Origin of the sequence: Curtobacterium sp. PhB191 (genome assembly GCF_004346515.1) — a bacterium.
GTDB lineage: Bacteria > Actinomycetota > Actinomycetes > Actinomycetales > Microbacteriaceae > Curtobacterium.
This window is the reverse complement of sequence record NZ_SMBV01000017.1, coordinates 1-20,252: the sequence shown is the minus strand read 5'-3', so window position 1 is coordinate 20,252 and position 20,252 is coordinate 1. Positions and strand designations below refer to the sequence as shown.

Below are 20,252 nucleotides of genomic sequence, written 5' to 3'. Positions count from 1 at the left end.
CCCTGACGACGGAACCAGGTTCCGGACACGACACCGCGCGATCGCGTGGTGCGGTGTCCGGAACCTGGTTCCGGGATGCGACGGGCGGACGGGAGGCCCGCCCCGCGTCAGGCGCGCGCGGCCAGTCGGGTGCCGGCGACGACGGCCAGGACGGCGACGAGCACCACGTACCCGATCAGGACGGGCAGGGTCGGGATCACCAGGAGCGCCGCCCCGACGGCCACGACCGGCACCGTCAGCCCGGCGTACGCGATGAGGAACGTGGCCGCGAGCACCCCGCCCCGACGCTCGGGACCGACCAGGGCTCCGGCACTCGCGATGCTGGCCCGGAAGAGCAGCCCGACCCCGGCGCCCGCCACGACGCCACCGCCGATGAAGCCGGCGACCTGCAGCAGGACCGCGGCGACGGCGAGCACCGCCAGACCGCCGACCAGGAGCACCATGCCGAGTCGGATCTGGGTGCGCTGCGTCAGCCGGGCGAACACGATCTGCGAGACCGCACTCGCGGCGAACACCCCGAAGGTCGTCGCACCGGCCGCCAGCCGGTCGGTGACGTGGAAGGTGGTGCCGAGGAACGTCGGGGCGACCGAGGTGAAGAGCCCCTGGACCGCGAGGGCCGCGAACGCTGCGGCACCGGCTGCCCAGAACGCGGCGGCCTTGCCCTCCGGCGCCTGCATGCGCTGCGGGCGGTAGGGCACGCGGGTCTCGGGGCGGGCGACGGTCTCCGGCACCACGAGGACGAGCACGAAGGCCACGGTCAGCGCGACGACGAAGACGACGTACGGCACCATGAGCGGCGCTCCGACGAACTCGGCGAGCGCCCCGCCGACGAGGGCGCCGAGCGACAGCCCGCCGAGGTTCACGGCACCGGCGGCGACGCTCGCGCCCTTCGCCGAGTCGGACGAACCGGTCGCACGGACCCGCAGCTCACCGAGGTGGGCGGTCGCCGTGGCGGTGAGCGTGCCGACGCCGAGGCCGGTCACCAGGCGAGCGACGATCAGGCCGGTGACGTCGTTCCAGACCAGGAACAGCACGGCAGCGACGAGCTCGAGCGCGATCGACACGAGGATGAGCGGCTTCCGCCCGTGCACGTCGCTGAGGTGCCCGGCCAGGTACAGGGACCCGACGACCCCGACGCCGTACGCGGCGAAGATGATCGTGGTGGTGAACGTCGGGAAGCCGTCCCGTGCCTGGTAGATGACGTAGAGCGGTGCGGGGACGGTCGCGAAGGCCATCACCGACAGGAACGCGAAGGCGACGGCCCAGAAGCCGAAGCCGTGGCGCCGACGGGTGTGCGAACGACGACCGCGCGGGGCCGGGACGCGGTCGCTCGCGGGAGCGCTTGGGGTGGCGGGGAGAGCGCCCGTCGGGGTGTCGGTCACGGTTGACATGCTCCGATGATCGCGCGCGCCGAGCATCGAGTCCAACGGATGCTCTTGATGCCGCCCATCGATCGGATCGATGATGGGGAGATGGAGACCCGCCTGCTCGAACAGTTCGTGACCGTCGCCGCCGAGGGCAGCGTGACCCGCGCGGCCGAACGGCTCTGGGCGGCGCAGTCCACGGTGTCGGCCGGGATCGCCTCGCTCGAGCGGACCTTCGGCGTGCGGCTGTTCGACCGCACCGGACGGCACCTCGTGCTCACGACCGCCGGCGAGGACCTGCTCCCCCACGCCCGCGCCGTGCTGGAGTCGCTCGACCGGATGCGCGACCTGGCGACCGTGGACGACGCCGACCTGCGCGGACGGGTGCGGCTCGGCATCTTCACGAGCATGGACATCGTCGACCTGACCGGCGTGCTGCAGCGGTTCCGGCGGCGGCACCCGCTCGTCACCGTGGAGCTGATGACCTCGCCGTCCGGCACGACCGGGCTCGTGCAGGACCTCGTCGCCGGGCGCCTCGACCTCGCGTACACGGGGCTGCCGACGGTGCCGGCGGGAGTGGTGGTCGAACCGTTGCGCGAGATGCCGTTCCGAGTCTTCACGGCGTCGGACCACCCGTTGGCGGGGCGCGCCTCGGTGTCGCTCGCCGAGCTCGCGGACGAGCCCTTCGTCGATACCGCGCACGGGTTCGGCAACCGGATCATCCTGGACGGCGCACTCGAGCGGCTCGGGATCCGGCGGCGGATCGTCGCCGAGATGAACGACATGCCCGCGGTGATCCGGTTCGCTTCGGCGGGGCTGGGGGTCGGGGTCGTGCCGGACTCCGGGGTGCGGCACGACGGCGCGGTCCTCGAGCTCGAGGACGCGATCGAACCACTCCGAATCGGCCTGGCGATCCGCACGAGTCCGGAGCCGAACCGTGCCGTCCGGACGCTCGCACGCGACCTCGTCGCGGCGCGCGTCGTGTGACGCGGCGCCGGTTGGTGGGTCCCACCGACGGACGGGAGGCGCGGGGCGGGTCCGCCACGGGCCTCCCGGCCGTCAGTCCCCCCAGATCGTCGCGATGAGAGCGGGCAGGAGCCCGTCGGTCGGGACGTTGGTCTGCTCGATGGTGATCCAGGTGTCACCTCGGGCGAAGTACGTGTACGCCTTTTCCACGCCGTAGGGCTCCACGATCCCGCGGGACTGGCAGAACGTCCCGCCGTCGCGCTCGGTGCACGTCCCCCCGCCGTCGTGCGCCGGGAACTCGTCGATCTCCTGCTGGATGGCGGCCTCGGTGGCGGTCCCGACCCGGACCTCGATCCCCGAGACGTCCGCGCGCGGGTCACGCCACGTGCAGGAGACCTTCGACTCGACGCCTGCCGGGTCCTGGCCGTCGGGGACCCGATCGGTTCCCGACGGCGGATCGGCCTGCGTCAACGGAGTGTCCCCGAAGAAGCGGTCGTAGTCCGCTGCCGAGACGAGCGCGCGACAGTCCGTCGGTATCGTCGCCACGTCCACCGGGGCGCTCGGTGTGGACGTCGGGGTCGGTGCACCGGTGATCGGCGCGGAGGACGGGGTCGTCGCGGTGGGCGAGGGCTCGGGCACCTGCGTCTGGGTGGGCGCGGCGACCGGGGTGTCCTGCTGGGAGAGCGTCAGGGCGACGGCTCCGGTCGCGGTGCCCACGGCCAGGAGCGCCACGACACCGATGACGATGCCGGATCGGCCCCGCCGCCGTGCGGACCGCGGGGTGGCGCGCTCGAGGACGTTCTGCTTCATCGAGACGAGCATGCGCTGCAGGTCGTCTCCCTCGGGAGGTTCAGTGTTCATCGTGCGTCACCACCTTCTTGAGTCGGCGTCGGCTGCGGGAGACCCGCTGCGTGACCGCTCCGACACTGAGTCCGAGCATCTCGGCGGCCTCGGCGTACGAGTACCCCTCGAGCAGGCAGAGCTCGCAGATGCGGCGGTCGGTGGCTGGGAGTTCGGCGATCTCGTCGCGGACCCAGCGCAGGAGGTCACGGGCCTCGTCCTGGTCGGCGGGAGCGGCCAGGTGCTCGGGCAGCTCGTCAGCGCGCCGACGCGCCTGCTTCCGGCCGGTGTTGAAGGCGTGGTTCCGGCAGACGACGAGCAGCCACGGCAGCACGGTGTCCGCCGGGAGCTCGAGCGTCGCCGCCCGCTGCCAGAGCGTCAGGAACGTGTCCTGCACGATCTCCTCGACGTCGGACCGGTCGTCGACGAGTGCCCAGGCGTACCGGGTGAGCGTGGCGGCGTAGCGGTCGAACACCCGTGCGAGCGCACCGGTGTCCCCCTGCGCGATCGCACGGACGAGTCCTTCGTCCGTGTCGGTGCCGGTCGTCACGTCCACATCCCACCTCCTTCACCCAGAGGTGTCGGCAGGACCCACGATCCTGACAGGACCGTGGCGGAAACGTGATCCCGGGCGTGTCCGGACCGCGGTGCGATCGACCGCGCCCGATGCGGATCAGTGGAAGTCGTCGCCCTCGCCGTCGCCGGGCGCTTTGTGCCCGCCGAGCATGTCGTTGTCGTCCTGGTCGCTGGTCGACGCGAGCTGGAGCATCGCGAGCACGACGACCACCACGATGAACGCGACGCCGAGGAAGATCACGGCCAGCTGCAGTTCCCGCGTCGAGAACAGCACGACGAGCCCGGTGAACACCGCGATGATCGCGGAGATCCCGAGGAGCTCGACCGGGCGCAGACGGTCACGACGGCTGGGGGTGGTCATGCGTGTGGTGCTCCGTCCGGGGCGACGGCCGGCGTGGCCGTGCCCCACTTGTGCGAGAGGCCGGCGATCACGTGGAAGACCGCCGTGATGGCGAGGTAGGCGCCGAGCAGGCCGACCAGGACGATCGAGGCGTCCAGCGTGCCGGTGACCTGCTCCACCCCACCGAGCTGCTGCGAGTAGTCCGGCGGGGTGATGAGGAACGCGATCGCGAGCAGCAGGGTGAGTGCGCCGATCGTGGTCCAGTCCCGCGCGAAGGGGGAACGACGACGAGCCCGCAGCCCTTGTGCCAGCTCGAGGGCCCCGGTGAGCACCGCGAAGGCGACGATGACCGAGATGAACGCCGGCAGCCCGAGACCGTTGCCGGCGAACCCGGCGACCGCGGCGAGCAGGGTGATGACGGCCTGCAGCAACGTGGTGCGGCGGGACCGACCGTCGAGCGGGAGCCGCGCGACGCCCGCCCACAGGAGCACGAGTCCTTCGACCAACGCGAAGCCGGCGAACAGCAGCAGGCCGTAGCCGGCGGCGTGGTTCGTCGAGAAGGTGATGACGAGCGCGACGACCGCGGCGGGCACGGCCCGGAGGATCGGGATCGGCCAGTACCGCGCGCGTTGGGTCGCCTCGTTCACGGTGGTGGCGTCGTCCACGGTGTCGGACACGGGACCTCTTTCAGGCATGCGGATCGTGAGATCGATCCTACCGCCGCGGTGGCAGCCGACCGACCGCCGGGGGTCCCGCAGCACTGAGGATGCTCGAATACCCGGTGGGGTGGCGTCGCCCGAACGACGCCACCCCGTTCGCTGGATCAGGACCGCGGCTGGTCGTCCGTCACCACCGACCGCCGTGCACGCCGACGAGCGAGCCACCAGCACGTCGAACCGGCCGCGACCACCACCGCTGCGAGCGCGGCGAGCAGTCCGAGGTCGTCGACGCCGGTGTACGCGAGGGCGCCGCGTGCGACCTGCGGTCCCGCGTCGGCGACCGGGCCACGGGGATCCCGGTCGCCGTCGTCGTTGCCGTCGTCACCGCGGGGAGCATCCGGCACCGATGCCTCGTCGTCGTCGTCGGGTCCGGGCGCCGGGGACGGGGACGGGGACGGGGACGGCGCGGGCCCGTCGTCGTCCTGCTCGACGACGATCGCGACCTCGGTCGACGGGTCGCCGCCGTCCGGGTCCGTCGGGGAGGTCGCTGTGGCCACGTTCACCACGTCGGACCCGTCCCCCTGGTACTCCGGGTCGAGGACGGCACGGAGCCGGAAGTCGTGGGTCTCCCCCACGGCGAGCGCCACGTCCGACCGGCAGGTCACCCGCTGCCCCTCGGCCGTGCAGCCGTCGTCGGACCCGACGAAGCGCATCGCCTCGGGCAGGTCGTCCACCGCGCCGACCTGCTGGGCGACCGACGGTCCGCGGTTCCGTGCGGTCACGGTGTACTCCACCTCGTCGCCGGGTTCGACGGTGGACGGCGACACCGTCTTGTCCGTCTCGACGTGGGCGACGACCGGCGGCGTGGTGACGGTCGTGCTCGCCCGCGAGGTGTTGTCGGACTCGTTCGTGTCGGACAACGACGTCGGTGGTGCGATGGTGGCGACGCTCTCGAGCGGCCCCTCGACGCCGTCGGCGATCCGCCCCTCGACCGTCACCACCGCCGAACCACCGCGGGGCAGGTCGAGGTCGGTCGCCACGTCACCCTGCCCGGACGGGGTGGCGCAGCCGGAGCCCTCCGCCGCCTCGCACGTCCAGGAAGCCCCCTCGATCGCGTCCGGGACGTCCACCTGCAGCGGGCTGGGATCGGCGGCGTTCGGTCCGGGGTTGCGCGCCGTGACGGTGTACCGGACGGGTTCCCCGGCGACGGCGGTGGCGGGCAGGTCGTGCTCGACGGACAGGTCGGCGGGCTTCCACACCCTGAGGGCGTCGACCTCGTGGTTGTTCACGTGGCTGCCGGTGGCGCCGGCGAACCCGAGGCGGAGGGTGCTCGGCAGCGGTGCCTGGTCGTCCCCGTGCAGGGGGACCGCGTCGAGCACGGTGCGCATCGTCGAACCGACCTGCAGCCGGACGGTCATCGAGAGCTCGCCGGCGTCCCCCGGCAGCAGGGTGATGCGCACCGTGCGCGGCGTCGACCCGTTCGTCACCGTGCCGCCGGGAGCGGGAGCCCCGGCGACGTACCGGTAGCCCTCGAGCCCGTTGCCGGAGCCGCGGACGACGACGTGGTCCTGCTGGGCTCCCGGTCCGGAGGCGTTGATGCGCGACGAGAAGTTGCCGTAGTGGTCGATCGCGATCCCCGCGAAGCCACCGGGCACCCCCGGCAGGTCGCACAGCCGCCCGCCGCCCTCGGTTGCCTCCTTGCGGCAGGCGTACCCGAGCCCGGCACCGAACGACCCCACGCCCTGTGCCGCTGCACCGTCGGCGAGGTACAGCAGCAGGCCGTCGGCCCCGGGGTCGTCCTTCGCGGTGTGCATCGCGTAGGTAAACTCGATCTCGAGCCCGGTGTCCGAAGGGAACGTGTCGTTCGTCGACCAGGCGCCGGCCTGGTTGCGGACGTCCGCGGTCAGCCGGAGTCGTCCGCCGGAGACCGCGGCGTCACCGTGCAGGGCACCGCCGGACGCACTGGAGAACTGGTTGACGTAGGGGAAGTCGAGCGTCGCCGCACTCGACCCCGTGGGCAGGATCGTCGGTGCCGCGAGCACGGCGAGCGCGGTCAGCGCGGTGCACGCCGCCGCGAGGCGACGGGCCACCCGCGACCGGACCGGACGTGGGACGGATGCTGGAGCAGTGGGTTCTGTCATGCCCCGATCGTCGCGATCCGGGCGTCACCGGACGGCGGGCCGGAACCGATCTGTGGAACGCGGCCACGGGCCTCCTGGCTGTGGAGGAGAACGGACGGAGCTGGTCCGCTCAGGCCAACCAGACCGTCGTCTCGCCCGGGAGGACACCCGACAGCACGCCGGCCGCGTCACCGAGCGGCCCGGACGCGACCACGACGTCACCCGACGGCAGCGGAACGGGCGTCGTGCCGAAGTTCGTGACCGACCGCCACCCGTCGTGCCGGGCGAAGGCCACGACGCCGTCGCCGGACTCCAGCCAGGTGAGCTCCTCGCCCCGCTGCAGCCGACGGCGGGCGTCCAGCGCTGCCCGGTACAGCGTCAGGGTGGACGTGGGATCCCCGTCCTCCGCCTGCACCGACGACGCTCCGAAGTCCGCCGGCTGCGGCAGCAGCGGCGCGACCTCGCCGAAGCCGAACGACGGCCCGGAGGCCGTCCACGGGATCGGCACACGGCACCCGTCCCGGCCCTTGACGGTGTGTCCCGAGCGGAGCCACTTCGGGTCCTGCAACTGGTCACGCGGGATCGCGGCGGCTTCGTGCAGGCCGAGTTCCTCGCCCTGGTAGACGTACGACGACCCGGGCAGCGCGAGCATCAGCAGGGTCGCGGCGCGGGCTCGGCGCAGGCCCCGCTCCCGGTCGAGCTCGGGCGTGGTGCCGTCCGTCAGCAACCACGCGTCGGTGTCGGTGTCGTCCGGCAGGCCGTACCGGCTGGCGTGCCGCACGACGTCGTGGTTCGACAGCACCCAGGTGCTCGACGCACCGGACTGCTCGGACGCCGCCAGGTTCCGCTCGATGATGCTCCGGAACGCAGCGGCCTCGAACGGCGCCTCGAGCAGGTCGAAGTTGAACGCCTGCCCGAGTTCGGTGGGCCGGGCGTACAGGACGCGTCGCGGGGCCGGTGCCCAGGCCTCGGCGACGGCGGCACGGGGCGGGTCGTACTCGTCGAGCACGGTGCGCCAGGAGGCGAAGACCTCGTGCACCTCGTCGCGGTCGTACAGCGGGTCGGAGCCGTCGAGCGGCAGCGCGTGCTCGTTCGATGCGCGGTACGGCGTCGACAGGTCCTTCGCCAGGCCGTGCGCGACGTCCACCCGGAAGCCGTCGACCCCACGGTCCGACCAGAAGCGCAGCGTGTCCTCGAAATCCGCACGGACCTCGGGGTTGGACCAGTCCAGGTCGGGCTGCTCGGGTGCGAAGAGGTGCAGGTACCACTGACCGTCCGCGACCCTGGTCCAGGCGCTCCCGCCGAAGTTCGACGCCCAGTCGCTCGGCGGCAGTTCCCCGGACACACCCGCCCCGTCGCGGAAGACGTACCGCGCCCGTTCCGGCGAGCCCGGCGCGGACGCGAGCGCCGCCCGGAACCACTCGTGCTCGTCCGAGGTGTGGTTCGGCACGATGTCCACGATCACCCGCAGGTCGTGCTCGTGCGCGGACCGGAGCAGGGCGTCCAGGTCCGCCAGCGAGCCGAGTCGTGGATCGACCGCCCGGTAGTCGGCCACGTCGTACCCGCCGTCGGCGAGGGGCGACGGGAAGAACGGCGAGAGCCACAACGCGTCGACGCCGAGTGCCGCCAGGTAGGGCACGCGGCTGGTGATGCCCGCGACGTCGCCCAGGCCGTCGGCGTTCGAGTCCGCGAAGCTGCGTGGGTAGACCTGGTAGACGACGGCGTCGCGCCACCAGTCCGGGTTCGTCGTGCGGGGCGTGCTGGCCGGCGTCCGAAGCGTGCTCACGTCGCCACCGTACCCAGCGGTCTGGGAATAGCACGCCGTAGGCTCGGATTGGTTGTCGCAGACACCTTTCCGTCCCAGAACAACGTCTCGAACCAGAAGGATCACCATGACGAACGTCCTCGCACTCGTCGGCAGCCTCCGCGCCGACTCCATCAACCGCAAGCTCGCCGAGGCCGCGGCGCACCACGCGCCGGAGGGCATCGAGGTCACCACGTTCGACGGCATCGTCGACCTGCCGTTCTACAACGAGGACATCGACGGCGACACCCCGCCGGCCGCAGCGGTCGCCTTCCGCGACGCGATCGCCGCCGCGGACGCCGTCCTGCTCGTCACCCCCGAGTACAACGGCACGATCCCGGCCGTGCTGAAGAACGCCCTCGACTGGGCATCGCGTCCGTTCGGCGCCTCGCCGCTGTCCGGCAAGCCGCTCGCCGCCATCGGTTCCGCGTTCGGGCAGTACGGCGGCGTGTGGGCCCACGACGACGCCCGCAAGGTCGCCGGCATCGCCGGCGCGAAGGTCCTCGAGGACGTCAAGGTCGCGATCCCGCAGTCGGTCGTCCGCTTCGCGGAGACCCACCCGCGCGAGGACGCCGAGGTCACCTCGCTCGTCCAGGGCGCGCTGAGCGCACTCGCCGACGCCTCGACCGAGCAGGCCGCCGCGTAGAGCGACCGGGTGCGGTCGACCGCACCACAGGACGGACGGGAGGCCCGTGGCGACCCCGCCACGGGCCTCCCGTCCTGCATGCGGGAACGAAGCAGGCGCACCCACAGGAAGTCGCTAGACGGCCTCCATACGAGACGGACTAGCCTGTGCCAATGGCAACGCAGGAGATCACCGAGGCGTCCGGGTACTGGTTCCCCGACGACGACGCGACCCAGCGCGGGGTCGCCGTGCTCAACGCCCTGCGTCGCTACCGGGCCGCCGAGACCGCGATGCGCCGCCGCACCCGCGACTCGATGGGCATGGGCGAGACCGACCTGCTCGCCGTGCGCTTCCTGCTGCAGTCGCAGCGCTCGGGCCGCAGCATCAGCCCGAAGGACCTCGCCGCCTACCTCAAGATCTCGTCGGCCTCGACCACGATCCTGATCGACCGCCTGGTGAAGTCGAACCACGTGCGCCGCGACCCGCACCCCACCGACCGTCGAGCGCTCGTGATCACCCCGACGACCGAGACCGACGACGAGGTCCGCGCGACCCTCGGCATCATGCACCGCCGGATGATGTCGATCGCCGAGGGACTGCCCGCGGACGAGGCGCGCATCGTGGCGTCGTTCCTCGAGCAGATGCGCGGCGCCGTCGACCAGGTCGACCCGGCACCGGCCCACTGACCGGCGCGAACACACCCGGTGGAACGCCCGGGGGACAGTGCGGTTCCGTGCGCACTGAGAGTGGTCTCGGCCGCACCGCGTAGACCGGAAGGGTCACCGACGCGAAAGGAGCCACCACCATGCACGCTTCGGACAAGATGGCCAAGAACCTCCAGGCGGTCCTCGTGGACCTCATCGACCTGCACCTCCAGGGCAAGCAGGCCCACTGGAACATCCTCGGCACGAACTTCCGCGACCTGCACCTGCAGCTCGACGAGATCGTCGACGCCGCACGCGAGTTCGCCGACGACACGGCAGAGCGCATGCGCGCCCTGTACGCCGTGCCGGACGGGCGCTCGAGCACGGTCGCGGCCTCGAGCCACCTCGACCAGTTCCCCGAGGGCGAGATCACCACGCACGACGCGATCGACCAGGTGACGCTCCGCCTCTACCAGGCGACCGGCACCATGCGCGACGTCCACGACGAGGTCGACGACGAGGACCCGACGACCGCGGACCTGCTCCACGGCTTCATCGAGCGCCTCGAGCAGCTCGCGTGGATGGTCTCCGCCGAGAACCGCGCACCGAGCACGCCGCTGGCATCTGCCACGACGCCAGCCGTCGCCGACGCCTCGGCGCACGCCTAGGGGACCGAGTGGACCTCGGCATCCAGGGCAAGACCGCGCTCGTCTTCGGTGCCGACTCCGGCATCGGCTGGAACACGGCTCGCATCCTCCTGGCGGAGGGTGCGACCGTGGTCGTGAGCGACCTCGACCAGGCGCAGCTCGACAACAGCGCCGACCAGCTCGAAGCGCCGCTCGGCAAGCTGCACGCGTTCGCGGCCGACGTCACGAGCGCGGCGAGCCTGGCGGACCTGCACGGCAAGGTGCGGGACGCCGTCGGCGCGATCGACATCCTGGTGCAGTCCTCGGGCGTGTCCGGCGCCCAGGGGCTGTTCCACGAGATCGACGAGCAGGGTTGGGCCGACACCATCGACGTCGACCTGATGGGTCCTGTCCGCATCACGCGCGAGTTCATCGGCGACCTGCGGCAGGGCGGTTGGGGCCGGATCGTGTACCTCGTGTCCGAGGACGCCTCGCAGCCCTACGACGACGAACTGCCCTACTGCGCCGCGAAGGCCGGGGTCCTGTCGTTCGCGAAGGGCCTGTCGCGCACCTACGCGCAGTAGGGCGTCCTCGTGAACACCGTCAGCCCCGCGTTCATCCACACGCCCATGACGGACGCGATGATGAACAAGCGGGCGAAGGAGACGAACCAGAGCTTCGACGACGCGATCACGAGCTTCCTCGACGAGGAACGTCCGTACATGGAGCTGAAGCGCCGCGGTGAGCCGGAAGAGGTCGCGAACGTCATCGCGTTCCTCTGCTCCGACCTCGCGAGCTTCGTCAACGGCTCCAACTACCGGGTCGACTCCGGCTCGGTCGCCACGATCTGACGCCGGGAGGCACCGTGACCGACTACCGATACCTCATCATCGGCGGCGGGATGGTCGCCGACGCCGCTGCCCGCGGTGTCCGCGAGCTCGACGCCGACGGCACGATCGGCATCCTCAGCGAGGACGTCGACCGGCCCTACGCCCGCCCGGCCCTGTCGAAGAAGCTGTGGACCGACCCGGACTTCAGCTGGGACGAGAAGGTCGACCTGCACACCGAGGAGACCGGGGCGTCGTTCGTCCTCGGCACCGCGGTGACGGGGATCGACCGTGCATCGAAGACCGTGACCACGGCCGACGGCCAGACCCACGGCTACGAGCGGCTGCTCATCGCGACCGGCGGCAAGCCCCGCGGGTTGCCGGGCCTGGAGCCCTCGGACCGCGTGCTCGACTACCGCAGCGCCGACGACTACCGGAAGCTCCGCGAGCTCGCCGACGCCGGGGCGCACGTGGTCGTCGTCGGTGGCGGCTACATCGGCCAGGAGATCACCGCGGGGGTCGTGCAGAACGGCGCCCGCGTCACCCTGGTCGACCCCGACGACATCGTGGGCGGCCGGATGTTCCCGGACGACCTCGCGCGCGCGTTCCAACAGCGCTTCGTCGACGCCGGCGTGGACCTCCGACTCGGACGTCGGGTCGAGTCCGGCACGCAGACGGCCGACGGGGTCACGCTCACGCTCGACGACGGCTCCGTGCTCGAAGCAGACGCCGTGGTCGCCGGACTCGGCATCGAGCCCGCCACCCAGCTCGCCGCCGACGCCGGTCTGACCGTACGCGACGGCATCGTGGTCTCGTCGACGCTGCTCACCGACGACGACTCGGTCTTCGCCGCCGGCGACGTCGCCGAGTACCCGGACCGGATCCTCGGGACCCGCCGGGTCGAACACGTCGACAACGCGCAGCAGCAGGGACGGCAGGCCGGCCGGAACCTCGCCGACGCCGACGAGACCTACGACCACACGCCGATGTTCTACTCCGACGTCTTCGACATGGGGTACGAGGCGGTGGGGCAGGTCTCCACGAAGCTCCGCACCGTCGAGGACTGGCAGGACCCGACCGTCACCGGTGTCGTCTACTACCTGGACGACGACGACACGGTGCGCGGCGTGCTGCTCTGGAACGTGTGGGACAAGACCGACGAGGCCCGCAAGGTGCTCGCCGAGGCGAACTCCCTGACGTCGGACATGCTGCCGGGCCGCATCACGGCCTGACCGGCGCACGGGTCGCCCTGGACGCGACCGACGGGAGGCCCGGTGCCGGTTCCGAGAACCGGCACCGGGCCTCCTGTACGTCGCCTGCAGTGCCCGGTGTCAGCGGTTCGGGTCGGCCTCGGGTGCGACGGCGTCGACCACCGCCTTGCGGTCGACCGGGTCGACCGGCAGGTCGTCCCCGTCGGCCATCGCGACCGCGTGGGCGGACTTCGCCGCCTCGAGCGTCTCGTCGTCGTTCTTCGCCATGCCGACCAGTTCGACGAAGCGCGACCTCACGAGCATCCACGCCTCGCTCGGGCTCAGACGCGACAGGTCGGACGCCGTCGAGTCGTCGCGCACCCGCTGCAGCGAACCGACCCCGCGGTCCGGCAGCCGGTGGTCGACGTGTGCGACCGCAAGCCGCGCGACCGCGTCGGCCTGGGCGTGCATCACGGAGTGTGCGCCGTCGACGACCTCGCGCAGCACTGCGTAGGGGAACACCCGCGCGAGCCGTCGGATCCAGTCCCGCGGGACCATCGCGTCGTGCTCGCCGCGGACGATGAGGGTGCGCGCCTGCACGTGGGCCGCGCGCTCCTCGATCGGGAACGCGATCATCCGTGGCAGCACCTTCGAGAACCAGTGCCATCCGCACAGCGCGTACGCCGTGATGCCGTGCCACCGGACCGCCGAGGGCTCGTGCAGGGTCGACCGCAGGAACCGGAACGCGGACTGGCGGACCGTGCGCGCGTGCGAGTCGACGACCGGGCTGATGAGCACGAGGTCCGAGATCTCCGGGTGACGCGCCGCGACCTCGGTCACGACCTGGGTGCCCATCGAGTGGCCGACCAGGACCGGGTCGACCAGGCCGAGGTCGTCGATGACCTTCTCGACGGCGTCGGCGTACCGCTCGATCGAGACCTTCCCGCGGAACCGGGGAACGCCTGCGAAGCCGGGCAGGTCGAGGGCGTGCACCGGGCCGTTCTCGTTGAGGTGCGGGGCGAGCCGCTCGTAGTAGGTGGCCGCGATGCCGAGGCCGGCGACGAGCAGGAAGGCGCGCTCCCCCGGCTCGCCGATCGAACTCACGCGGACGTACGTGCCGTCGACCGCGACCCGGTCCACCTCTACAGTGACGTCGGCGTTCTCGGCCTCCGCGAGTTCGCTGGCCGGGTCCGGGGTGGCTGCCGTGCGCTCGTCGTTCACGTGGGTCTCCTCGGGTCGGGCGAGCGCCCACGATACCCGCGGACACCGCCGCAGCGTGCGCTCCCGCCCGGTCAGCCGCTGAAGGTGTTCGCGGGGAACCCGTGCACCCGCGTCGGCACCGCCAGGATCGCTCCCGAGGACGGGTGCTCCTCCAGCTGCTCCTCGGTGAGGTTCTCCCGTGCCGAGGCGACGAACAGCGTCGACATGTCGGGGCCGCCGAAGGCCACCGACGTCACGTTCGGGGTGGGCAGCTCCACGGTCTCGAGGTGCGATCCGTCAGGGCCGTACCGCTCCACCCGGCCGCCGCCGTAGACCGCACTCCAGGAGCAGCCCTCGTCGTCGCGGACCAGGCCGTCGTGGGCGTGGCCGACGACGAACGGTTCGAGCTCGCCGAGTTCGCCGTGCGGGCCGTACGACCCGCGGTAGATCGTCGACACACTCGTGTCGGTGACGTACATCACGGTGCCGTCGTCCGACCACTCGAAGCCGTTCGTCACGCCGAAGCCGCCACGGAGCAGTCGCGTCGTGCCGTCCGCCTCGACCGAGTACAGCGCACCGTCCGGCTCGCCCGTCGTCAGGTTCATGCTGCCGACCAGGAACCGGCCGAACGGGTCGCACTTGCCCTCGTTGAACCGGAGCCCGGCCGTGGCGTGCTCGACGCGGGTGAGTTCACGCTCGACCACCCCGTGCTCGTCCGTCACGACGACGGTGTCCCCGAGCGCTGCGACGAAGCCGCCAGAGGCCCGCGGCTGGAAGCTCGCGAGCGGCGGCGGGAGCGGGACCGTCGACACCACGGTGCCGTCGGACTGCGCGGTGACGAGGGTGCCGAGGGTGATGTCGGTCCAGCGGAGCAGCTGCGCCGACGGGTCCCACACGATGCTCTCGGCGAGGACCGCCCGGGCGTCGGAGAAGACGGTCACGGGCCCGGTCGTCGCGCTGGTGCTCATCGGACCGGTCTACCGGCGCCGGCTCCGTGCTCCCTCAGCCGGGCGCGCTGCCCACCAGTTCACGCGCTGGGCGACACCTCACGGGACCGCGGGCGCGTGGAGTGTCGCCTGGCACGAAAGTCCGCAGGCCCCGCTTCGATCAGAGGCGGGCGTACCGCGCGCGGAAGAAGCTGTAGACGCCGAAGGCGAGGAACCCGATGCCGATCGCGACCAGGACGAACACGCCACCGGGCATCGAGCGCACGGCGTCGAACGCCGCGTCGAGGCCCGTCGCCTGCTCCGGGTCGCTCCGCAGTCCGGCCACACCGATGAGCACACCGACGATGACCACGGCGATGCCCTTGCCGACGTACCCGACGACCCCGAGCACCGTGACCACCCGGTCGAGCGTCCCGGACGGTCGGGTGATCTGCTTCCGGAACGTCCGCCGACACCCGATGACCACGAGCCCGATGCCGACCGCGACCGCGATCGCGCCGGCGAGGAGCAGCACGAACACCCCGCCGGGCGTCGCGAGGGTCTTCGCTGCGGCACTCTGCGACGAGCTGCTGGAACTCGACCCGGCGCCGAGGGCGTACGACGCCGACGAGTACGCGATGATGCCGTAGACCACGGCCTTCGCGACGTCCTTCGCCCGGGCGAGCCACCCACGCGTGCTGTCCGACCGGCCGCCGACGACGGCCTCGACGATCAGCCGCACGGTGAGTGCTGCCGTGCCGATCGCGATCAGCCAGAGCAGGAAGACCCCGCCCGGCACGGCAGCGATCTGCTGCAGTGCTCCGGACTGGTCCGTCTCACCGCCGGAGGACGCGTTGCCGATGCCGAGCAGGATCGCGAGGTACCCGATCAGCAGGTGGACGATGCCGCTGCCGACGAAGCCGGCGCGAGCGGTCAGCTCGAACCAGCGGCTGTCCGCCGCTCGTCGGACCTGTCGTCCGGTCTCCCGTGCTGCGTGCTCTGCTGTGTCGCTCATCCGGTCAAGCGTGCCCGACGCGGGCCGGTCTGTCCGGGCCGCGCCGGGCAGTGGACGCGGACCGACGTCGGACGGGCGGCGCGGGGGCGGGCTGCACCCGCGCCTCCCGTCAGTCGCCCTTCACGTTGACGACCTGCCGCAGCGTGTGCCGGATCGACACGAGGTCCGACGCATCCGCCATGACCTGGTCGATCGGCTTGTACGCGCCCGGGATCTCGTCGAGGAACGCGTCGGTGTCGCGGTACTCGATGCCGACCATCGCCTCCCGCAGCTGGTCGTGGGTGAAGGTCCGCCGTGCCGCGCTCCGCGAGAACAGCCGGCCGGCTCCGTGCGGCGACGACTCGAGCGACGGCTTGTTGCCGAGGCCCTCGACGACGTACGACGCCGTGCCCATCGACCCGGGGATCAGGCCGGCCTGACCTGCCGTCGCCTGGATCGCACCCTTGCGGGACACCCACACGGACTTCCCCCAGTGCGTCTCGCGCTGCGTGAAGTTGTGGTGGCAGTTGATCCGCTCCTGCTCGTCGACGGGGGTACCGACGACCTCGGACAGCTGCCGCACGACGCGGTCCATCATCTCCTCGCGGTTGAGCAGGGCGAAGTGCTGTGCCCACCGCAGCTCGGCGATGTACCGGTCGAACTCCGGCGTGCCCTCGACCAGGTAGGCGAGGTCGGGGTCCGCCAGCTGGATCCACCAGCGCTCCATCAGCCGCTTGGCGACCGTGATGTGCCGCTGCGCGATCTTGTTGCCGACGCCCCGCGATCCGGAGTGCAGGAAGAGCCAGACCCGGTCCTGCTCGTCGAGGGAGACCTCGATGAAGTGGTTCCCGGAGCCGAGCGTGCCGAGCTGGTTGCGCCAGCCGCCGTGCGCCTGTGCGGGGTCGAACCCGGCGGCGTCGGCCATCGCCTCGAGCTCGGCGATCCGCGGCGCGGCGGTCGCGACGATCTTGCGGTTCGACGCGCCGGCCGACAGCGGGATCGCGCGCTCGATCTGCTCGCGCAGCTCCTGCAGGTCGTCGGGCAGGTCGGCCTCGGTGAACTGGGTCCGGACCGCGATCATGCCGCAGCCGATGTCGACGCCGACGGCAGCCGGCATGACCGCGCCGAGGGTCGGGATGACGGAACCGACGGTGGCGCCGAGGCCGAGGTGGGCGTCCGGCATCAGGGCCAGGTGCGGGAACACGAACGGCATGCGTGCGGTCGTGCGGGCCTGCTGCTCGGTGTTGTCCTCGAGCATCGAGGCCCAACTCAGCAGTCGGTCGTTGATCTTCTTCATTGCTTCGTCTCGCTTTCAGGACGGTCGTCTGGACGGTCGTCTGGACGGTCTTCGATGACGGTCCGGGACGGTGTCCGGCCTGCGCTCCGGGCGACGTCGAGCGCGACGTGGCGAGGATGAGCAGGACGACGAACGCCCCGGGCCGGGTGGGCACGGGGCGTCGTGGGACGTTCCGTGCCTACGCGGGATAGCGGAGGGACCACTGCCGCTGCGGTTCGGGCAGCACGGCGGTCGCGTCGAGCTGGAGCTCGACGCGTTCCTCGTTGTGCTGCACGGCGCGCATGCGCGGTCCTTCCGGTGTGCCCGGGACGGGCGTTCCTGCCGGCGGCGTTGGTGCCGCTGGCGTTCCTGCCGGCGGCGTTGGTGCCGCTGGCGTTCCTGCCGTTGGGCAGGAGAGCGACAGTAGTGCGACACGCCCGGGATGCGCAACTCACCCGGGCGTGTCGCGTTTCGTCCGCGGCCGGGCGCGGCCCGCTCAGCGGCGACGCGAAGCGTTGCGCGGGCCGCGCCGACCGAGCCTGCGAGGGAGGGCGTCCCGCGTCCTCCACAGCGGGGTACGTCCGCCTGATGGTCGCGCCTCGGGCGCGGGCAGTCTGGGTGCATGACGGAGCGCACCGAAGACACCCTCGACGCGGTCGACACCCACGCACGCACCGACGGCTACGCCCCGCTCCGCACCTACGGAGCGATCGGCGATGGTCGGACCGTCGCGCTCATCGCCCGCGACGGGCAGATCGACTGGCTGCCGATCCCCTCGATGGACTCACCGCCCGTGTTCGCGGAGATCCTCGACGCCGAACACGGCGGCCACGTGGCGCTCCGCCCGGTGGACCGATCGGCCGAGGTCACCCGCGAGTACCTGCCCGGCACCAACGTGCTCGTCACCACGTGGACGACACCGTCCGGGCGGGCGACGGTGACGGACGCGATGGTCACCGGTGTCGCCGGCCGCCTGCCGTGGGCCGAGGTCGCGCGCTGCGTCCAAGGGGTCAACGGGTCCGTGGAGTTCGAGTGGGCCGTGGTGCCCGGCACCCTGCTGAACACCGCTGAACCGAAGCGCCTCGACACCGCGAACGGTGCCGTCATCGGCATCGACGGCATCACGATCGCGATCGTCGAGCAGGGGTTCGACCCGGTGCACGACGACGGCCCGCGCTTCTCCGGTCGGTTCACCACCGGCGACGGATCGAAGCACATCCTGACCATCGTCGGCACGCACGACGAGCCGATCTTCATGCCGCGGCCGGAGAGCGCACTCGCCGCGATGGACCGCACGATCGACAACTGGGCGACCTGGTCGAAGGAGTTCTCCTACGACGGCCCCTGGGCCGAAGCGGTGCAGCGCAGCGCCCTCGCCCTGAAGCTGCTCATCTTCTCGCCGACCGGAGCGATCGCGGCGGCGCCGACCACGAGCCTGCCCGAGGACCGGACCGGCGGCAAGAACTGGGACTACCGGTTCGCCTGGGTGCGCGACCTGTCGTACACCGTGCACGCCCTGACCCGGTTCGGCCTGCGCGAGGAGACCCACGCGGCGGTGTCGTGGGTGATGCGCACCATCGCCGAGCACGACGAGGGCATGCCGATCTTCTACGAGCTCGACGGTACGAAGAGCGACGACGTCGAGGAGCGCGACGTCCCCGGGTGGAACGGCATCGGCCCGGTCACGGTGGGCAACCGCGCCGGCGACCAGCTGCAGCTCGGGGTCTGGGGTGACGTCTTCGAGATCCTGCGTCAGTACGTGAACGCCGGCAACGTCCTGGACCGGAAGACCGCGGCCGTCTTGCAACAACTCGCCGACGACGCCTGCCACCGGTGGGAGGAACCGGACTCCGGCATGTGGGAGCTCGAGGACACCCAGCACTACGTCACGAGCAAGATCGGCTGCTGGCAGGCCCTCGACGCCGCAGTGGACCTCCACGACGCCGGCATGATCGACGGGCCGCGCGCCAAGTGGGTCGAGAACCGCGAACTGATCACGCAGTGGGTCGCGGAACACGGCTGGGACGAGGAACGCGGTCACTACGTGATGTACCCGGGCTCGGACGCGCTCGACACGTCGATCCTGCTGCACGCGATGAGCTCCTTCGACCGCGGTCCACGCATGGCGTCGACCATCCGGGCGATCGAGGAGCAGCTGCAGCGCGGACCGCTGGTGTACCGCTACTCGGGCATCGAGGACGAGGAGTCGCCCTTCGTCGCGTGCTCGTTCTGGCTCGCTGCCGCGATGGCCTGCACGGGCCGGATCGACGACGCACGGACCCTGATGGACGAGATGGTCGGCCAGGCGAACGACGTCGGGCTGTTCAGCGAGATGATCAGCGAGGACGGCTCGTTCATGGGCAACCTCCCCCAGGGGCTGTCGCACCTGGCGCTCATCCAGGCAGCGCTGACCATCGAGGAACTGACTGGCGAGGACGACCACTCGGAGTGATCATGGAGGGGTCATGAACGACGTCGATGCACGGATGGACCGGCTCCGCAGGGCCGCTCGCTACCGTTACCAGCAGCAGGTCGACAGTGAGATCGAGCGGGGGTCGCTCGATCCGGACGAGGTGCGTGAGGAACGCCGGCTGCTGAAGGCGGCCGACGTCGCCGCCCACGCTCGGGCGCAGATCGAGGAGGCCGAGCGCCGCGGCGTCTTCGAGGGCAATCCGTACCACGGCAAGCCCCTGCCCGGGAACGACGGGCAGCACGACCCGGACTGGTGGATCCGCTCGAAGATCGAACGCGAGGACATCCGCGGCATCGCTCCGCCTGCCCTCGCACTCCGCACCGAGGACGCGGAACTCGACGATGCCCTCGACGCACTGTCGACGGAGGCCGACGTGCGCGATGTCCTGGTGGACTTCAACGCCCGGGTGAAGGAAGCCCGACGTCAGCTGCTCGGTGGGCCGCCGGTCGTGACGCCGCTGCGGGACGTCGACGGCGAGTTGGTCGCGTGGCATGCCCGCCGGGAGGCCCGACTCGCGTCCGCCGCGGCGGCTGCGGCTGCCCTGACGGCCGCGTCTGACGACCGTCGCCGCCGGTGGTGGCGCCGGCGTCACTGAACGTGGTGAAGGGCCGTCCCGGTTGCCCGGGGCGGCCCTTCACGAGTGGTGCGGTGGTGCGGGGTGTTACTTGATCTGTGCGGTGATGGTGGCGGTGCCGACGAGCAGGCCACGCTTGACGGCGTCGGTGCCGAAGGTCTTGTTCAGCAGGCCGGCGGCGTCTTCGGAGACGTGGACGGTGGTGCCGGTCAGGATGGCGTTGTCGCC

Annotated in this window: 18 protein-coding genes and 1 pseudogene; 8 read left to right on the top strand and 11 right to left on the bottom strand. The window is 71.6% G+C overall.

The window, feature by feature from the left end; all coding sequences use genetic code 11:
- Positions 1-107 precede the first annotated feature (107 nt).
- Complete coding sequence (locus tag EDF48_RS18595; protein WP_131881930.1) at positions 108-1,391, bottom strand: MFS transporter; 1,284 nt, start codon at positions 1,389-1,391, stop codon at positions 108-110.
- Positions 1,392-1,439: 48 nt separating this feature from the next.
- Between EDF48_RS18595 and EDF48_RS18590 the strand changes: the two genes are divergently transcribed.
- A complete protein-coding gene (locus EDF48_RS18590) occupies positions 1,440-2,351 on the top strand; it encodes a LysR family transcriptional regulator (protein ID WP_165932470.1) in 912 nt (303 codons plus the stop codon).
- A gap of 72 nt (positions 2,352-2,423) precedes the next feature.
- Here the strand turns inward: EDF48_RS18590 and EDF48_RS18585 are convergent, their stop codons facing one another.
- The 6 genes from EDF48_RS18585 to EDF48_RS18560 form a co-directional block, all read right to left on the bottom strand.
- Positions 2,424-3,191: a hypothetical protein gene (locus EDF48_RS18585; protein WP_131881926.1), complete on the bottom strand. Its 768-nt coding sequence runs from the start codon at positions 3,189-3,191 to the stop codon at positions 2,424-2,426.
- A complete protein-coding gene (locus EDF48_RS18580; RefSeq protein ID WP_131881924.1) occupies positions 3,181-3,720 on the bottom strand; it encodes a sigma-70 family RNA polymerase sigma factor in 540 nt (179 codons plus the stop codon). The genes EDF48_RS18585 and EDF48_RS18580 overlap by 11 nt, the downstream gene beginning before the upstream one ends.
- Before the next feature lie 123 nt (positions 3,721-3,843).
- Positions 3,844-4,107 carry a hypothetical protein gene (locus tag EDF48_RS18575; protein WP_131881922.1) on the bottom strand — a complete coding sequence of 88 codons (264 nt, stop codon included), beginning with the start codon at positions 4,105-4,107 and terminating at the stop codon, positions 3,844-3,846.
- The gene (locus EDF48_RS18570; RefSeq protein ID WP_123293438.1) at positions 4,104-4,763 is read right to left on the bottom strand and encodes a DUF308 domain-containing protein; all 660 of its coding nucleotides are present in this window, start codon (positions 4,761-4,763) and stop codon (positions 4,104-4,106) included. Before EDF48_RS18570 ends, EDF48_RS18575 begins: the two co-directional genes overlap by 4 nt.
- Before the next feature lie 146 nt (positions 4,764-4,909).
- A complete protein-coding gene (locus EDF48_RS18565; protein WP_131881920.1) occupies positions 4,910-6,886 on the bottom strand; it encodes a DUF11 domain-containing protein in 1,977 nt (658 codons plus the stop codon).
- A 109-nt stretch (positions 6,887-6,995) separates the two neighbouring features.
- Entirely contained in the window at positions 6,996-8,651 is a 1,656-nt protein-coding gene (locus EDF48_RS18560) for a glycoside hydrolase family 13 protein (protein WP_243698154.1), read from the bottom strand.
- A 106-nt stretch (positions 8,652-8,757) separates the two neighbouring features.
- Between EDF48_RS18560 and EDF48_RS18555 the strand changes: the two genes are divergently transcribed.
- From EDF48_RS18555 to EDF48_RS18535, 5 genes and pseudogenes are all read left to right on the top strand, one after another.
- Positions 8,758-9,315 (top strand): NAD(P)H-dependent oxidoreductase, encoded by a 558-nt coding sequence (locus EDF48_RS18555; RefSeq protein WP_131881915.1) that lies wholly within the window; start codon positions 8,758-8,760, stop codon positions 9,313-9,315.
- 152 nt (positions 9,316-9,467) lie between these two features.
- Positions 9,468-9,980: a MarR family transcriptional regulator gene (locus EDF48_RS18550; protein WP_123339939.1), complete on the top strand. Its 513-nt coding sequence runs from the start codon at positions 9,468-9,470 to the stop codon at positions 9,978-9,980.
- A 119-nt stretch (positions 9,981-10,099) separates the two neighbouring features.
- Positions 10,100-10,606: a DNA starvation/stationary phase protection protein gene (locus EDF48_RS18545; RefSeq protein ID WP_123293434.1), complete on the top strand. Its 507-nt coding sequence runs from the start codon at positions 10,100-10,102 to the stop codon at positions 10,604-10,606.
- Positions 10,516-11,415 (top strand): annotated as a pseudogene (locus EDF48_RS18540) (SDR family oxidoreductase). The gene EDF48_RS18545 and the pseudogene EDF48_RS18540 overlap by 91 nt, the downstream one beginning before the upstream one ends.
- A gap of 14 nt (positions 11,416-11,429) precedes the next feature.
- Positions 11,430-12,623, top strand: a complete 1,194-nt coding sequence (locus EDF48_RS18535) for an FAD-dependent oxidoreductase (protein ID WP_123293433.1) — start codon at positions 11,430-11,432, stop codon at positions 12,621-12,623.
- Positions 12,624-12,722: 99 nt separating this feature from the next.
- Here EDF48_RS18535 and EDF48_RS18530 read toward each other — a convergent pair whose 3' ends face one another.
- The 4 genes from EDF48_RS18530 to EDF48_RS18515 all read right to left on the bottom strand — a co-directional run bounded on the left by EDF48_RS18530 (position 12,723) and on the right by EDF48_RS18515 (position 16,998).
- Positions 12,723-13,802, bottom strand: coding sequence for an alpha/beta fold hydrolase (locus EDF48_RS18530; RefSeq protein WP_165932469.1), 1,080 nt, complete (start codon positions 13,800-13,802; stop codon positions 12,723-12,725).
- Between the two features lie 71 nt (positions 13,803-13,873).
- Complete coding sequence (locus EDF48_RS18525; RefSeq protein WP_131881911.1) at positions 13,874-14,749, bottom strand: SMP-30/gluconolactonase/LRE family protein; 876 nt, start codon at positions 14,747-14,749, stop codon at positions 13,874-13,876.
- A gap of 139 nt (positions 14,750-14,888) precedes the next feature.
- The gene (locus tag EDF48_RS18520) at positions 14,889-15,722 is read right to left on the bottom strand and encodes a DUF1206 domain-containing protein (protein WP_123293429.1); all 834 of its coding nucleotides are present in this window, start codon (positions 15,720-15,722) and stop codon (positions 14,889-14,891) included.
- 109 nt (positions 15,723-15,831) lie between these two features.
- The gene (locus EDF48_RS18515; protein ID WP_131881909.1) at positions 15,832-16,998 is read right to left on the bottom strand and encodes an RtcB family protein; all 1,167 of its coding nucleotides are present in this window, start codon (positions 16,996-16,998) and stop codon (positions 15,832-15,834) included.
- A 601-nt stretch (positions 16,999-17,599) separates the two neighbouring features.
- On the opposite strand from EDF48_RS18515, the gene EDF48_RS18510 reads away from it, so the two are divergent.
- Together EDF48_RS18510 and EDF48_RS18505 are read left to right on the top strand one after the other, a co-directional pair.
- On the top strand, positions 17,600-19,429 hold the full coding sequence (locus EDF48_RS18510) for a glycoside hydrolase family 15 protein (protein WP_131881907.1): 1,830 nt from the start codon (positions 17,600-17,602) through the stop codon (positions 19,427-19,429).
- Between the two features lie 13 nt (positions 19,430-19,442).
- A complete protein-coding gene (locus EDF48_RS18505) occupies positions 19,443-20,045 on the top strand; it encodes a DUF1992 domain-containing protein (protein WP_131881905.1) in 603 nt (200 codons plus the stop codon).
- Positions 20,046-20,252: the final 207 nt, after the last annotated feature.